Below are 15,748 nucleotides of genomic sequence, written 5' to 3' on the forward strand. Positions count from 1 at the left end.
ACCGACCTCGCCGCAGGCCGGGCTGGGCCGGCATCTGCACTACCCTGGTCACAATGTGCGGAATTGTCGGCTACGTGGGGCGGGCCCCTGCCTGCCAAGTCGTCATGGACGCACTTCGCCGCATGGAGTACCGCGGCTATGACTCCTCGGGCATCGCGCTGGTCGACGCCGCGGGCAAGCTGACCGTGCGCCGCCGGGCCGGGCGGCTGGAGAACCTGGACAAGGCCGTCGCCGACATGGCGGACCTGGGTGCCACCACCGGCCTGGGCCACACCCGTTGGGCCACCCACGGTCGCCCGACCGACCGCAACGCCCACCCCCACCGCGACGCCGCCGGCAAGATCGCCGTCGTCCACAACGGCATCATCGAGAACTTCGCGACCCTGCGTCAGGAGCTGGAAGCGGCCGGCGTCGAGTTCGCCAGCGACACCGACACCGAGGTCGCCGTGCACCTGGTCGCCCGGGCTTATCGCGAGGGTGAGACCGCCGGCGACTTCGCCGCCTCGGTGCTCGCGGTGCTGCGCCGGCTAGAGGGCCACTTCACCCTGGTGTTCGCCAACGCCGACGAGCCCGGCACCATCGTGGCCGCCCGCCGGTCGACACCGCTGGTGGTCGGCGTCGGCGACGGCGAGATGTTCGTCGGCTCCGACGTGGCCGCCTTCATCCCGCACACCCGCAACGCCGTCGAACTCGGCCAGGACCAATGCGTGGTGCTCACCGCCGACGGCTACCGGATCACCGACTTCGACGGCAACGAAGACTTGGGACCCGGGGCGTATCGCGAGTTCCATATCGATTGGGACCTGGCCGCCGCCGAAAAGGGTGGCTACGAGTACTTCATGCTCAAGGAGATCGCCGAGCAACCCACCGCGGTGGCCGACACACTGCTCGGCCATTTCGTCAACGGCCGCATCGTGCTCGACGAACAGCGGCTCTCCGACCAGGAACTGCGCGAGGTCGACAAGGTATTCGTGGTCGCCTGCGGCACGGCGTATCACTCCGGGCTGCTGGCGAAGTATGCGATCGAGCACTGGACGCGACTGCCGGTGGAGGTCGAGCTGGCCAGCGAATTCCGGTACCGGGACCCGGTTTTGGACCGCAGCACGCTGGTGGTCGCGATCTCGCAGTCCGGTGAAACCGCGGACACCCTGGAAGCGGTCCGGCACGCCAAGGCGCAAAAGGCCAAGGTGCTCGCGATCTGCAACACCAACGGCTCGCAGATCCCCCGCGAGTGCGACGCGGTGCTCTACACCCGCGCCGGGCCGGAAATCGGGGTGGCCTCGACGAAGACCTTCCTGGCCCAGATCACCGCCAACTACCTGGTCGGCCTGGCGCTGGCGCAGGCCCGCGGCACCAAGTACCCAGACGAAGTCGAGCGTGAATACCGCGAGCTGGAAGCGATGCCGGAGATCGTGTCGCGGGTGCTCGCGACGATCGAACCGGTTGCCGCCCTGGCGTATCGGTTCGCCCAATCCTCGACCGTGCTGTTCCTCGGTCGCCATGTCGGCTACCCGGTGGCGCTGGAAGGCGCGCTGAAACTCAAAGAGCTGGCCTACATGCACGCCGAAGGCTTCGCCGCCGGCGAACTCAAGCACGGCCCGATCGCGCTGATCGAGGACAACCTGCCGGTCATCGTCGTGATGCCGTCACCCAAGGGATCGGCTACGCTGCACGCGAAGCTGATGTCCAACATTCGCGAGATCCAGACCCGCGGTGCGGTGACCATCGTCATCGCCGAGGAAGGGGACGATACCGTGCGCCCCTACGCCGATCATCTGATCGAAATCCCTTCGGTGTCAACGCTATTGCAACCGCTGCTGTCGACCATCCCGCTGCAGGTGTTCGCGGCGTCGGTGGCGCAGGCGCGCGGCTATGACGTCGACAAGCCGCGAAATCTGGCGAAGTCCGTCACCGTTGAGTAACCGGCGCGCGATACTCGGCATCATCGGTGTCGTCTTGTTCGTCGCCGCCTATGCCATCTCGATTGTGCTGTACGTCGACGGCGGAATGGGCCACCCCAATGTGGTTGTCCGGGGCGAGCCGGTGCCCGACGTGACCCGGGTAACCATCGACATCCAGGAAGTTCAATCGGCCAACAGTCTGGTTGTTTCCAGCATCAACGTGTATCCCGGACCGGGGCTGCTGGACTCGCGAACTCACAATCTCAAGGAGGACCTGACCATCGCGGTGTCCTCCGCGGTTTCGGCCAGCAAGCGCACCTGGCCGAAAGGCACGCTGCCCGACGTGTTTCGGATTTCGCTGGCCGTCGGCGGTGAAGTCGCGGAATGGCCCTTCGACGAATACCACTCGGGCCCCATCGTCGCCCAACTCGTCTCCGGCCCCGACTCCACCCGGGTGCCGGCGTCGGTGACGATGGTCGATCGCCTGCTGGGTTGGGATATCGCCACGGATCGCATCAATGAGGACGATCTGGCCGGTCCCTACCAGGTGGACTTGGCCCGGTCGACGAGCACCGTGGCGTTCGCGGTCGTCATCCTGGGTGTGCTGATCGCCCTCGCCGCCTTTGCTCTCTTTGTCGCGGTGCAGACGGTGCGGGACAAGCGAAAGTTCCAGCCGCCCATGACAACGTGGTATGCGGCGATGCTGTTCGCGGTGGTGCCGCTGCGCAATGCGCTGCCCGATTCGCCTCCGATCGGCGTCTTCATCGATGTGACGATCGTGCTCTGGGTGACCGTCATCTTGGTGATCTCGATGGGGCTCTACATCTCGTGCTGGTGGAAGCATCTGCGGCCCGAACCCGATGAGCTCGCGTCCTTCTCGACGGACCGCGGGTAGCCGGGGTTTCGGATCGACATCACCGCCGTGCTGGTGGTCTCGATGCCGCGGCGCGGGTTTAGTATTTCTGGCCGGGACGCGTCTGCGGCAGCCCACTCAGCGGGGAGGCAACCTTGGCATCGAATGGCTTCGCCAGCGGCACTCGGTTCATGAAGCTTTCGATCATGGGTCTGGTCATATTCTTCATCGGTGCCTACATCACCACGATCGCGCTCTACGCCAGGTCCGGATGCGGCTGCCCGCTGCAACTGACCCCGGGCAAGCCGGCGGCCGACGGGACCACCGTGACGATCGACTTCCTCGAACTCCAGTCGATGAAGGGCGCGGTGCAGACCAACGTCGCCGTCACGCCGGGGCCCGGGCTGCTGGATTCGGTGACCCGCGGCCTCAACACCGACTTCGCCGCCGTCGTGCACTCCGCGGTCACGCCCAGCAAGCGCGCCTGGACGAAGGGAATGCTGCCGGGCGAATACCCTGTCCCGCTGACGATTAGCGGTGATCCGTCGGCGTGGCCGTTCGACAGGTACCGTTCGGGTCCGATCACCGTCGACCTCATCTACGGCACCGAGCGACCCGAACAACTCCCGGTGAAATTCGTCGACCGTGTTTCCGGCTGGAAGCTTTCCGTTGCGGGCGAGGGAAATCCGCAGTCGCCGTACCGAGTTGAAATGCGTCGTTCGCCAAGCATCGCGGTGTTCGCCGCCGTCATTATCGTGGTGATGCTCGCGCTTGCCGGAGTAGGCGCGTTCGTGGCCATTCAGACGGCGCGTGATCGCCGAAAATTCCAGCCGCCGATGACAACGTGGTATGCGGCAATGCTCTTCGCGGTGATACCACTGCGAAATGCGTTGCCCGACGCACCCCCGATCGGATCGTGGGTCGACGTCACGGTCACGCTTTGGGTCATCGTCACATTGGTGATGTCCATGCTGCTCTACGTCTATTGCTGGTGGCGGCATCTAAGACCCGAACCCGAAAAGGCGGCATAACAGTTTGCCGAAGCCGCCGGGCATGCGAAGGTGGACGCCGTGGCGGATGGATCGGTGGGGGCGCGACTACGGAGCTTGGCTCTCGGAGTCTGGCATTTCGTCAGCGGCGCGCCGCTAACCTACGGCTGGCTATTCGTGTTGATGATCACGACGGTCATCCAAAGTCAACTTTCCGGGCGGCAACTGCATTCGGTGTTGCTGCACCGCTCCACCAACATTCACGAGTTGGGCACCGATCCGCTCTCCGTGTTGTTTTCCAGCCTGCTGTGGATCGACGGCAAAAGCCTGGAGCCTTACCTGCTGCTGTTCACCTTGTTTCTCGCTCCGGCCGAACATTGGCTCGGCCATTTGAATTGGCTCACCGTGGGATTGACCAGCCACATCCTGTCGACCTACATCAGCGAAGGCATCCTGTACTTCGCGATCGAGGAGCACGACGCGTCGGAACGACTGGTGCGCTCACGCGACATCGGGGTCAGCTATTTCCTCGTCGGCATCATGGCCGTGCTGGCTTATCGGATCGCGCGGCCATGGCGCTGGCTCTACCTCGGCGTGCTGCTGGTCATCTTCGGCTTTCCGCTGATCACGATGGCCAAACACGGGCTGAACTTCACCGCGATAGGACACTTCACGTCGATCCTGATCGGGCTCTGCTTCTATCCGATGGCCCGGGCGAAAAAAGACAAGCCATGGAGTCCGGCGCGGGTTCGGGCCGCGTTCCGGCGCTTTCGCTCCCGCGAGGAACCCGTTTAGTTTCGCGTGGCGGTGACGTACTGCAGCGCCGACGCCGTCTCCTCGTTACCGGGCCTCGGCGGCAGCGAAAGACCGTAATTGGCAGCCAATTCCGACACCTTGGTGGCGGATGTTTGCCAGCCGTGCGAGCGTAGGTATTCGACCACGTCGTTGCGCTCGCCGGCGTACCACAGGTCGGTCATCTCGATGTCGAAGCCGTGTTCGCGCCATTGCTCGGTGACCTCACGAATGCGCTCGGCCATCGTTTGCACGGCATCGCTGGCTCCCCGCAGGTTCTCGGTGGCCAACTGGCTGCCCGGCGCGCTGAGCTCAGTGATGTTGTCCAGCAGCCGATCCTGGGCCTCCGGCGGCAGGAACGGCATCAGACCCTCGGCGCTCCATGCGGTGGGCTTGCCGGGGTCCAATCCCGCGGTGCGCAACGCCGCGGGCCAGTCATGGCGTAGGTCGACGGGCACCGCGCGCCGGTCGGCGGTCGGGTTGGCGCCCAGGTTGGCCAGGGTTGCGCTCTTGAACTCGATGACCCGCGCCTGGTCGATCTCGTACACCGTCGTGCCGTCCGGCCAGGGCAGCCGGTAGGCGCGGGCGTCCAGACCCGACGCCAAGATGACCGCCTGGCGCACCCCCGCGGCGGCCGCGGTCACGAAGAAGTCGTCGAAGAATCGGGTGCGGATGCCCATCATGTCGGCCATCCCCAGCATCCCGAAGTCGCCGTTGTCGTCCACCGCGGCCGGATCCAGCTCGCCGCTGGCGATGCGGGTGAAAAATTCCACGCCGACGGCGCGCACCAGCGGCTCGGCGAACGGATCGTTGATCAGTGGCGCCGGTGCCCGGCTGGCCAGGGCGCGGCCCACCGCGACGCCGGTTGCGGTGGCTCCCACGCCATTTCCCAGGTCCCAGGTGTCGTCATCCGTGCGCGCCACGATCGCCCCCTGTCCGCGTTTGCATCGAGCCGTGCGCGACTGTACCCCTCGACATGGAATGCTTGCTGTGATGCGGCATTACTACTCCGTAGATGCGATCCGCGACGCCGAAGCGCCGCTGCTGGCCAGCCTGCCCGACGGCGCCCTGATGAAGCGTGCGGCCTTCGGGCTGGCCACCGAGATCATCGGCGAGCTGACCGCCCGGGTGGGCGCAGTGGCCGGCCGGCGGGTGTGCGCCGTGGTCGGCTCGGGCGACAACGGCGGTGACGCGCTGTGGGCGTCGACCTTTCTGCTGCGCCGCGGCGCGGCCGCGGATGCGGTGTTGCTCGGCGGCGACCGCACGCACCGCAAGGGGCTGGCCGCCTTCCGCAAGGCCGGCGGCCGGATCGTGGAGAGCGTCACGGCGACAACGGATCTCGTGATCGACGGCGTGGTCGGCATCTCCGGCTCGGGTCCGCTGCGGCCGGCGGCGGCCGCGGTATTCGAGGCCGTCGAGGAAGCCGGCATCCCGGTGGTCGCCGTCGACATCCCCAGCGGCATCGACGTGGCGACCGGTGCGATCACCGGCCCCGCGGTCCACGCCGCGCTGACCGTCACGTTCGGCGGCCTCAAGCCCGTGCACGCGCTCGCCGACTGCGGCGAGGTGACGCTGGTCGACATCGGGCTCGATCTGCCGGAGACCGATCTGCTGGGGTTCGAGGCCGACGACGTCGCCGCCCGCTGGCCGGTGCCGGGTCCGCATGACGACAAGTACACGCAGGGAGTCACCGGCATACTGGCCGGCTCGTCGACGTATCCCGGTGCGGCCGTGTTGTGCACCGGCGCCGCGGTCGCGGCCACCTCGGGCATGGTGCGCTACGCGGGCAGCGGGCACAGCCAGGTCCTCGCGGCGTGGCCCGAGGTCATCGCGACGCCCACCGCCGCGGCGGCCGGGCGGGTGCAGGCGTGGGTCGTCGGGCCCGGTCTGGGCACCGACGACGTCGGGGCCGCCGCCTTGTGGTTCGCACTGGACACCGACCTGCCGGTGCTGGTGGACGCCGACGGGCTGACGATTTTGGCGGCCCACCCCGAGCTGGTGGCCAGCCGTCGCGCACCGACGGTGCTGACCCCGCACGCGGGGGAGTTCGCCCGCTTGGCCGGGGCGCCGCCCGGCGACGACCGGATCTCGGCCACCCGCAAGCTGGCCGACACGTTCGGCGCCACCGTGCTGCTCAAGGGAAACGTCACCGTCATCGCCGACCCGGGCGGCCCGGTCTACCTCAACCCGGCCGGACAGTCCTGGGCGGCCACCGCCGGGTCCGGCGACGTGCTGTCCGGGATGATCGGCGCGCTGCTGGCGGCCGGACTGCCGCCGGCCGAGGCCGCCGCCGCCGGCGCCTACGTGCACGCGCACGCCGCGACGCTCTCGGCCTCGGATCCGGGGCCCGGGGCGGCGCCCACCTCGGCGTCGCGCATCGTGCCGCACATTCGGGCCGCTGTGGCCGCGCTGTAACAGAAAGGGATCCGCCATGACCGGCAGCCATCCATCCGTTCCCGGGCACTCGATCGCCCCCGCCTACACCGGGCGGCTGTTCACCGCGCCGATACCGGCGCTGCGGCTGCCCGAGGAATCGATGGACCCCGATGCCGCCTACCGCTTCATCCACGACGAGCTGATGCTCGACGGCAGCTCGCGGCTGAACCTGGCTACCTTCGTCACCACCTGGATGGATCCGCAGGCCGGGCGGCTGATGGCCGAGACGTTCGACAAGAACATGATCGACAAGGACGAATACCCGGCGACCGCGGCCATCGAGCAGCGCTGCGTGTGCATGGTGGCCGACCTGTTCCACGCCGACGGCCTGCGCGACGACGACCCGTCCAGCGCGACCGGGGTGTCCACGGTCGGTTCCAGCGAGGCGGTGATGCTGGGCGGTCTGGCGATGAAATGGCGGTGGCGCGAGAAGGTCGGCTTGAAAAAAGGGGGAGTCTGGCAGGGCCGCACCCCCAACCTGGTGATGGGCTCCAACGTCCAGGTGGTGTGGGAGAAGTTCTGCCGCTACTTCGACGTCGAACCCCGCTACCTGCCGATGGAGGAGGGGCGCTACGTCATCACCCCCGAGCAGGTCATCGACGCCGTCGACGAGGACACCATCGGGGTGGTGGCGATCCTGGGCACCACCTACACCGGCGAGCTGGAACCCATCGCGGAGATCTGCGCGGCGCTGGACAAACTGGCCGCCGGCGGGGGTGTGGACGTCCCGGTGCACGTCGACGCCGCCAGTGGCGGGTTCGTGGTGCCCTTCCTGCATCCCGAGCTGAAGTGGGACTTCCGCCTGCCGCGGGTGGTGTCGATCAACGTCAGCGGCCACAAATATGGGCTGACCTACCCCGGCGTCGGGTTCGTCGTGTGGCGCAGCAAGGAGTGCCTGCCCGAGGACCTGGTGTTCCACGTGAACTATCTGGGCGGGGATATGCCGACGTTCACGCTGAACTTCTCCCGCCCCGGCAACCAGGTCGTCGGCCAGTACTACAACTTTTTGCGGCTGGGCCGCGAGGGCTACACCCAGGTCATGCAGACGCTGTCGTCGACCGCGCGCTGGCTGGGCGAGCAGCTGCGGGTCGGGGACCACTGCGAGCTGATCTCGGACGGCTCGGCGATCCCGGTGGTCGCCTTCCGCCTGCAGCGCGGCCTCGGCTATACCGAGTTCGACGTCTCCCACGAGCTGCGCGGCTACGGCTGGCAGGTGCCCGCCTACACGATGCCCGACAACGCCACCGACATCGCCGTGCTGCGCATCGTGGTGCGCGAGGGGCTGTCCGCCGACCTGGCCCGGGCCCTGCACGACGACGCCCGCACCGCGCTGGCCTCGCTGGACAAGCTCAAGCCGGGCGGGCACTACACCAACGAGCACTTCGCGCACTGACGGCGCACTTTCGCGAGACTGCAACTGGCGACGCATTGCGCGACTAGCGGCGTCGGTAGTTGCAGTTTCGCGGCGGATTTCCGGCTTCTGGGACAATAGCGGCCGTGGCAGTCACGCCGATATCACTGACGCCGGGCGTCCTCGCCGAGGCCGTGGTGGACCTGGGCGCAATCGCGCACAACGTGCGGGTGCTGCGCGAGCACGCCGGCTCCGCGCAGGTGATGGCCGTCGTCAAGGCCGACGGCTATGGCCACGGAGCCGTCCGGGTGGCCCACACCGCATTGGCCGCCGGGGCGGCCGAGCTGGGTGTCGCGACCGTCGAGGAAGCGTTGGCATTGCGCGCCGACGGCATCACCGCCCCGGTGCTGGCCTGGCTGCACCCGCCCGGCCTGGATTTCGGGCCGGCGCTGCAGGGCAATGTGGAGATCGCGGTGTCCTCGGTGCGCCAGCTCGAGGAGGTGCTGGACGCGGTGCAGCGGACCGACCGGGTCGCGACGGTGAGCCTCAAGGTCGACACCGGGCTGAACCGCAACGGTGTGCCCCCGAGCCAATACCGGGCCATGCTGACCGCGATGCGAAAGGCCGTCGCCGACGAGACGATCCGGTTGCGCGGGCTGATGTCGCACATGGTGTTCGCCGACCAGCCCGACAACCCCGTCAACGATGTTCAGGGCAGCAGGTTCAACGAGATGCTGGCCGAGGCGCGCGACCAGGGGGTGAAATTCGAGATCGCTCACCTGTCGAATTCCTCGGCCACGATGTCTCGTCCCGACCTCGCCTTCGACATGGTGCGGCCGGGGATCGCGGTGTACGGCCTGAGTCCCGTTCCCCAGCTCGGCGATATGGGCCTGATCCCGGCCATGACGGTGAAATGTACTGTCGCGCTGGTGAAGTCGGTCCGCGCCGGTGAAGGTGTATCGTACGCGCACACCTGGGTCGCGCCGCACGACACGACCGTGGCGCTGATGCCGATCGGCTACGCCGACGGTGTCTTCCGGTCGCTGGGCGGGCGACTCGACGTGCTGATCAACGGCAGGCGGCACCCCGGTGTCGGGCGGATCTGCATGGACCAGTTCCTCGTCGACCTCGGTCCCGGGCCGGTCGACGTGGCAGAAGGCGACGAGGCGATCCTGTTCGGTCCCGGCGCCGACGGTGAACCCACCGCACAGGATTGGGCCGATTTGCTCGGCACCATCCACTACGAGGTGGTCACCAGTCCGAGGGGCCGCATCGCCAGGACCTATCGCGAGGCCGGAACCGTTGGACGATGAGGAAACTCGCAGGCGCCAGCGCGGAAGGGCATGGCTTGCGGGAGGGGCGGGGCTGACTGCGGTCGCCACCATCGTCGGCGCTTCGGTGCGCCGGTCGATGACGCAACGCATCATGCTCACCGACGACCCCTATGCCGACGAGGATTTCGAGCGGCTCAACAGCGACCGCAGCTATGTGGTGACCACGGCCGACGGCGTGCCGTTGGCCGTGCGGGAAGTCGGGCCGCTGGACGCCCCGCTGACGATGGTCTTCGTGCACGGATTCTGTCTGCGCATGGGCGCCTTCTACTTTCAGCGCAAGCGGCTCGCCGAGAAGTGGGGACCGCGGGTGCGGATGGTCTTCTACGACCAGCGCGGGCATGGACGTTCCGGCGAAGCCTCGCCGGAGACCTACACGCTGACCCAGCTGGGCCGGGACCTGCACAGCGTGCTGACCGCGGTCGCGCCGCGCGGGGTGGTCGTGTTGGTCGGCCACTCGATGGGCGGCATGACGGTGTTGTCGCATGCCCGCCAGTACCCCGACCAATACGGCATTCGCATCGTCGGTGCGGCGCTGATTTCCACTGCCGCCGAAGGGGTTACCCGGTCACCGCTGGGCGAGATACTGAAAAACCCTGCGGTGGAAGCATTTCGGTTCACCGCTCGCTCGGCGCCGAAGCTGATGCACCGCGGCCGCAATGTGTCCCGATCGCTGATCGGGCCGATTCTGCGGGCGGCGTCCTACAGCGACCTGCATGTCAGTCGCAGCCTGGACGCGTTCTCCCAGCGGATGATGAACGGCACCCCGATCCCCACCCTGGTCGGGTTCCTGCGCGCGCTGGAAACCCACGACGAAACCGCCGGCCTGTGGACGCTGCTGCGGATCCCCACCCTGATCGCGTGCGGCGACCACGATCTGATCACGCCGGACGAGTACTCACGAAAGATGGCGGCCTCGCTGCCGCGATCGGAGCTGGTCATCGTCGGCGGAGCCAGCCACCTGGCCCTGCTGGACAAGCCCGAGGCCATCAACGACGGGCTGGTCCGGCTGGTCAATCGAGCCGTCCCGGGCAGAATGGCCTTGTGGTATCGGCGAACTCGACAACGGTTGCGGCGCCGTGGCTGAGCTGAGAACGGGATCGGGCACGGCGACCTGCGAGCGCGTCGAGGACACGATCGCGCTCGGGTCGCGGTTGGGCAAGCAGCTGCGCGCCGGCGACGTCGTGGTGCTCTCCGGTCCGCTGGGTGCGGGAAAGACGGTGTTGGCCAAGGGGATTGCGCAAGCGATGGACGTCGACGGCCCGGTCACCTCGCCGACCTACGTGTTGGCGCGGGTGCACCCGCCGCGACAGGCCGGTGCACCGACGCTGGTTCACGTCGACGTCTACCGGCTGCTCGATCATCAGGGCACCGACCTGCTCGGCGAACTCGATTCGCTAGACCTCGACACCGATCTGCAGGACGCGGTCGTCGTGGTGGAGTGGGGCGAGGGCCTTGCCGAACGGCTCTCCGACCGTCATCTCGACATCCGGCTGGAGCGGGTCAGCCACTCCGACGTGCGGATCGCGACCTGGGAGTGGGGCCGCTCGTGAGCTTCATCTTGGCCCTGGACACCGCCACCCCGGCGGTGACGGCCGGCGTGGTCCGCCGCGACGGCGCCGCGTACACCGTGCTGGCCCAGCAGGTCACCGTCGACGCCCGTGCCCACGCCGAACGGCTGACCCCCAACGTGCTGGCCGCGCTGGCCGAGGCCGGGCTGGCGATGACTGACCTGGACGCCGTGGTGGTCGGCTGCGGCCCGGGCCCGTTCACGGGTCTGCGCGCCGGGATGGCCACGGCTGCGGCCTTCGGGCATGCGCTGGGCATCCCGGTGCACGGCGTGTGCAGCCTGGACGCCATCGGAGCGCTGACGACCGGCGACATCCTGGTGGTCACCGACGCCCGCCGCCGCGAGGTCTACTGGGCCCGCTACCGCGACGGGCTCCGCACCGACGGCCCCGCGGTCAACGCCCCGGCCGACGTCGACCCCGGCCCGGCCACCGCGGTCGCCGGCTCGCCCCAGCACGCGGCGCCGTTCGGCCTGCCGGTTCGCGAGCCCGTCCACCCGACACCGGCCGGGCTGGTGCGCGCGGTGACGATGCCGGCCGGAACGGCGGGAGGAGGAGCCGCGCAATCAGCCTCCGCGGTGTCCGACTGGTCGGCGGCCCCGGCGCCGCTGGTGGCGCTGTACCTGCGCCGGCCCGACGCCAAGCCCCTGGCGGCCCGGCAATGACCGCCTGCAGCGAACCCGTCACGATCGGCGACCTGACCCGCGCCGACGCGCAGCGGTGTGCGGAGTTGGAAGCCCAGCTGTTCGACGGCGACGACCCGTGGCCGGCCGCGGCGTTCAACCGCGAATTGGCCAGTGCCCACAACCATTACGTGGGTGCGCGTACCGCAAGCCTGCTCGTCGGCTACGCCGGCATCTCCAGGTTGGGTCGCACACCGCCGTTCGAATACGAGGTGCACACCATCGGCGTCGACCCGGCATATCAGGGCCGGGGCATCGGCCGTCGGCTGCTCGGTGAGCTGCTGGAGTTCGCCGACGGTGGTGTCGTCTACCTGGAGGTCCGCACCGACAACGAGGCGGCGATCGCGCTTTACCGTAGCGTGGGTTTCGAGCAGACCGGCCTGCGCAAGCGCTACTACCGAGTCAGCGGCGCGGACGCGTACACGATGCGGCGGGAAGCCCTATGACCAACATCTTGGCCATCGAAACCTCTTGCGACGAAACAGGAGTCGGCATCGCGCGGCTGGACGCCGATGGCACCGTCACGCTGCTGGCAGACGAGGTGGCGTCCAGCGTCGACGAGCATGTCCGGTTCGGCGGCGTGGTCCCCGAAATCGCGTCCCGCGCGCACTTGGAGGCACTCGGTCCGGCCATGCGCCGCGCGCTGGACGTCGCCGAACTGAAAAAGCCCGACGTCGTCGCCGCCACCATCGGACCCGGGCTGGCCGGCGCGTTGTTGGTGGGAGTGGCTGCGGCCAAAGCGTATTCGGCCGCCTGGGGCGTGCCGTTCTACGCGGTGAACCATCTGGGTGGGCACCTGGCCGCCGACGTGTACGAGCATGGGCCGCTGCCCGAGTGCGTGGCACTGCTGGTGTCCGGCGGGCACACGCATCTGCTGCATGTGCGGTCGCTCGGCGAGCCGATCCTCGAGCTGGGCAGCACCGTCGACGACGCGGCGGGCGAGGCCTATGACAAGGTGGCGCGGCTGCTGGGGCTGGGCTATCCGGGCGGCCGGGCGCTCGACGAGCTGGCCCGCACCTGCGGCCGGGAGGCCGCGGAGATCCCAGTGTTCCCGCGCGGCATGACCGGCCCGCGCGACGACCCGCACACGTTCAGCTTCTCCGGCCTCAAGACCGCCGTCGCGCGGTACGTGGAGAGCAATCCGGACGCGGCCCAGGCCGACATCGCCGCCGGCTTCCAGGAGGCCGTCGCCGACGTACTGACGATGAAGGCGGTGCGCGCGGCGACCGGGCTGGGCGTGCGGACCCTGCTGATCGCCGGGGGAGTGGCCGCCAACTCGCGGCTGCGGGAGCTGGCCACCGCGCGCTGCGCCGAGGCGGGCCTGACGCTGCGTATCCCCAGGCCACGCCTGTGCACCGACAACGGCGCCATGATCGCGGCATTCGCCGCGCACCTGGTGGCGGCCGGGGCGGCGCCGTCCCCGCTGGACGCGCCCAGCGATCCGGGGCTGCCGGTGGTAAAAGGCCAGGTTCGCTGAGCTCAGAGCGTAAATCCGCGGGAAGCAGGAGGGTGGCCTTGAGTGCTAGCACTCTCGTGTATAGAGTGCTAGGTGGCAATCGGACGATCCCCTGTGTCGGCACCCGCGACGACGGCCCAAGGGCACGGCCGAATGCCGAATCATCTGGTAAATGGACGGTTCGGGCCAGCCTGAACCGACCGCCAACTGCAGTCCGGGCGCACGTCCCGGACCCGATCCAAATAGTGGAGGCTCCAATCGTGGCGAAGGTGAAGATCAAGCCACTCGAGGACAAGATTCTCGTGCAGGCCAACGAGGCCGAGACCACGACCGCGTCCGGTCTGGTCATTCCTGACACCGCCAAGGAGAAGCCGCAAGAAGGCACCGTCGTCGCCGTCGGCCCCGGCCGGTGGGACGAGGACGGCGACAAGCGGATCCCGCTCGACGTGTCGGAGGGTGACACCGTCATCTACAGCAAGTACGGCGGCACCGAGATCAAGTACAACGGCGAGGAGTACCTGATCCTGTCCGCACGCGACGTGCTGGCTGTCGTATCCAAGTAAAGAACCGTGTTCCGCCCCGGCGATCCCCGTGTGCATGCACGGGTGATTTCCGGGGCGGCATGCGTTCGTAGCGGGCGTGAAGGAGCCTGATGAGCAAGCTGATTGAGTACGACGAAACCGCGCGCCGCGCGATGGAGGCGGGCGTGAACAAGCTCGCCGACGCGGTGCGTGTCACGCTGGGCCCCCGCGGCCGGCATGTGGTGCTGGCCAAGGCGTTTGGCGGGCCGGCGATCACCAACGACGGCGTGACCGTGGCGCGGGACATCGACCTGGAAGACCCGTTCGAGAACCTGGGTGCCCAGCTGGTGAAGTCGGTGGCCACCAAGACCAACGACGTCGCCGGTGACGGCACCACGACCGCGACCGTGCTGGCCCAGGCGCTGGTCAAGGGCGGCCTGCGGTTGGTCGCCGCCGGTGCCAACCCGATCGCGCTGGGCGCGGGCATCGGCAAGGCCGCCGACGCGGTGTCCGAGGCGCTGCTGGCCGCGGCCACCCCGGTGGCCGGCCGCGACGGCATCGCGCAGATCGCGACGGTCTCCTCGCGTGACGAGCAGATCGGCGCGCTGGTCGGTGAGGGCATGGACAAGGTCGGCGCCGACGGCGTCGTCAGCGTCGAGGAATCGTCGACGCTGAACACCGAGCTCGAATTCACCGAGGGCGTCGGCTTCGACAAGGGTTTCCTGTCGGCGTATTTCGTGACCGACTTCGACTCGCAGGAGGCCGTGCTCGACGACCCGCTGATCCTGCTGCACCAGGAGAAGATCAGCTCGTTGCCGGATCTGCTGCCGATGCTCGAGAAGATCGCCGAGTCGGGCAAGCCGCTGCTGATCGTCGCCGAGGACGTCGAGGGCGAGGCATTGGCGACCCTGGTCGTCAACTCGATCCGCAAGACGCTCAAGGCGGTTGCGGTCAAGTCCCCGTTCTTCGGCGACCGCCGCAAGGCCTTCCTCGAGGACCTGGCGATCGTGACGGGCGGCCAGGTGATCAACCCCGACGCCGGTCTGCTGCTGCGTGAGGTGGGCACCGACGTGCTGGGCTCCGCGCGACGCGTGGTGGTCAGCAAGGACGACACCATCATCGTCGACGGCGGCGGCTCCAAGGACGCGGTGGAAGCCCGCGTCAAGCAGCTGCGTGCCGAGATCGAGGCCAGCGATTCGGAATGGGATCGCGAGAAGCTGCAGGAGCGGGTGGCCAAGCTGGCCGGCGGCGTGGCCGTCATCAAGGTCGGGGCCGCCACCGAGACCGCGCTCAAGGAGCGCAAGGAAAGCGTCGAGGACGCCGTCGCGGCCGCCAAGGCAGCCGTCGAGGAGGGCATCGTCGCGGGCGGTGGATCGGCGCTGATTCAGGCCGGCAAGTCGCTGGAGAAGCTGCGCGAATCGCTGTCCGGTGACGAGGCCGCGGGTGTCGGCGTGTTCGCCGAGGCGCTGTCTGCGCCGCTGTACTGGATCGCGGTCAACGCCGGGCTCGACGGTGCGGTCGCGGTCCACCAGGTCAGTGAGCTGCCCGCCGGGCACGGCCTGAACGCCGCCACGCTGGAGTACGGCGACCTGGTCAAGCAGGGCGTCATCGACCCGGTGAAGGTCACCCGGTCGGCGGTGCTGAACGCGGCGTCGGTGGCCCGCATGGTGCTGACCACCGAGACCGCTGTCGTCGAGAAGCCGGCCACCGAGGAAGACGGCCACGGCCACGGCCACGGCCATCACCACCACTAACCGAGCAGTACGAAAGCACCCCCGGTCATTCGGCCGGGGGTGCTTCGTTTCCAGGGTCTGCGCCGCGCACGCGCCGATTGCTAAGCTGCCCGCACCATGGCGTGGGGGGCACG

General features: G+C 68.4%; 15 protein-coding genes. 14 read left to right on the forward strand and 1 reads right to left on the reverse strand.

The annotated features are described in order from the left end of the window. The first annotated feature begins 53 nt into the window (after positions 1-53). From glmS to BN973_RS07175, 4 genes are all read left to right on the forward strand, one after another. Complete coding sequence (glmS, locus tag BN973_RS07160) at positions 54-1,922, forward strand: glutamine--fructose-6-phosphate transaminase (isomerizing) (protein WP_036466864.1); 1,869 nt, start codon at positions 54-56, stop codon at positions 1,920-1,922. Next, on the forward strand, positions 1,873-2,796 hold the full coding sequence (locus BN973_RS07165) for a DUF4436 domain-containing protein (protein ID WP_084163322.1): 924 nt from the start codon (positions 1,873-1,875) through the stop codon (positions 2,794-2,796). The genes glmS and BN973_RS07165 overlap by 50 nt, the downstream gene beginning before the upstream one ends. Before the next feature lie 149 nt (positions 2,797-2,945). Next, the gene (locus BN973_RS07170; protein WP_036466865.1) at positions 2,946-3,785 is read left to right on the forward strand and encodes a DUF4436 domain-containing protein; all 840 of its coding nucleotides are present in this window, start codon (positions 2,946-2,948) and stop codon (positions 3,783-3,785) included. A gap of 39 nt (positions 3,786-3,824) precedes the next feature. Next, complete coding sequence (locus BN973_RS07175) at positions 3,825-4,538, forward strand: rhomboid-like protein (RefSeq protein ID WP_084163583.1); 714 nt, start codon at positions 3,825-3,827, stop codon at positions 4,536-4,538. Here BN973_RS07175 and BN973_RS07180 read toward each other — a convergent pair. Continuing rightward, positions 4,535-5,458: a class I SAM-dependent methyltransferase gene (locus BN973_RS07180; RefSeq protein ID WP_036466868.1), complete on the reverse strand. Its 924-nt coding sequence runs from the start codon at positions 5,456-5,458 to the stop codon at positions 4,535-4,537. The genes BN973_RS07175 and BN973_RS07180 overlap by 4 nt on opposite strands. A 70-nt stretch (positions 5,459-5,528) precedes the next feature. Here BN973_RS07180 and BN973_RS07185 point away from each other — a divergent pair, with 70 nt between their 5' ends. The 10 genes from BN973_RS07185 to groL all read left to right on the forward strand — a co-directional run bounded on the left by BN973_RS07185 (position 5,529) and on the right by groL (position 15,635). After that, complete coding sequence (locus BN973_RS07185) at positions 5,529-6,950, forward strand: bifunctional ADP-dependent NAD(P)H-hydrate dehydratase/NAD(P)H-hydrate epimerase (RefSeq protein ID WP_036472120.1); 1,422 nt, start codon at positions 5,529-5,531, stop codon at positions 6,948-6,950. A gap of 16 nt (positions 6,951-6,966) precedes the next feature. Continuing rightward, on the forward strand, positions 6,967-8,364 hold the full coding sequence (locus tag BN973_RS07190; protein ID WP_036466871.1) for a glutamate decarboxylase: 1,398 nt from the start codon (positions 6,967-6,969) through the stop codon (positions 8,362-8,364). Between the two features lie 104 nt (positions 8,365-8,468). Further along, the gene (gene alr, locus BN973_RS07195; protein WP_036466873.1) at positions 8,469-9,635 is read left to right on the forward strand and encodes an alanine racemase; all 1,167 of its coding nucleotides are present in this window, start codon (positions 8,469-8,471) and stop codon (positions 9,633-9,635) included. A gap of 52 nt (positions 9,636-9,687) precedes the next feature. Then, positions 9,688-10,740 carry an alpha/beta fold hydrolase gene (locus BN973_RS31600; protein ID WP_084163584.1) on the forward strand — a complete coding sequence of 351 codons (1,053 nt, stop codon included), beginning with the start codon at positions 9,688-9,690 and terminating at the stop codon, positions 10,738-10,740. Next, complete coding sequence (gene tsaE, locus BN973_RS07205) at positions 10,733-11,206, forward strand: tRNA (adenosine(37)-N6)-threonylcarbamoyltransferase complex ATPase subunit type 1 TsaE (RefSeq protein WP_036466879.1); 474 nt, start codon at positions 10,733-10,735, stop codon at positions 11,204-11,206. Before BN973_RS31600 ends, tsaE begins: the two co-directional genes overlap by 8 nt. Further along, positions 11,191-11,886 carry a tRNA (adenosine(37)-N6)-threonylcarbamoyltransferase complex dimerization subunit type 1 TsaB gene (tsaB, locus tag BN973_RS07210; protein WP_198048899.1) on the forward strand — a complete coding sequence of 232 codons (696 nt, stop codon included), beginning with the start codon at positions 11,191-11,193 and terminating at the stop codon, positions 11,884-11,886. Before tsaE ends, tsaB begins: the two co-directional genes overlap by 16 nt. Then, positions 11,883-12,350: a ribosomal protein S18-alanine N-acetyltransferase gene (rimI, locus tag BN973_RS07215; protein ID WP_036466882.1), complete on the forward strand. Its 468-nt coding sequence runs from the start codon at positions 11,883-11,885 to the stop codon at positions 12,348-12,350. Before tsaB ends, rimI begins: the two co-directional genes overlap by 4 nt. Then, complete coding sequence (tsaD, locus tag BN973_RS07220) at positions 12,347-13,381, forward strand: tRNA (adenosine(37)-N6)-threonylcarbamoyltransferase complex transferase subunit TsaD (protein WP_036466884.1); 1,035 nt, start codon at positions 12,347-12,349, stop codon at positions 13,379-13,381. The genes rimI and tsaD overlap by 4 nt, the downstream gene beginning before the upstream one ends. A 239-nt stretch (positions 13,382-13,620) precedes the next feature. Beyond that, entirely contained in the window at positions 13,621-13,923 is a 303-nt protein-coding gene (groES, locus tag BN973_RS07225) for a co-chaperone GroES (protein WP_036466886.1), read from the forward strand. A gap of 89 nt (positions 13,924-14,012) precedes the next feature. Then, on the forward strand, positions 14,013-15,635 hold the full coding sequence (gene groL / locus BN973_RS07230; protein WP_036466888.1) for a chaperonin GroEL: 1,623 nt from the start codon (positions 14,013-14,015) through the stop codon (positions 15,633-15,635). Positions 15,636-15,748: the final 113 nt, after the last annotated feature.

The organism is Mycobacterium triplex (assembly GCF_000689255.1).
Classification (GTDB): Bacteria; Actinomycetota; Actinomycetes; order Mycobacteriales; family Mycobacteriaceae; genus Mycobacterium; species Mycobacterium triplex.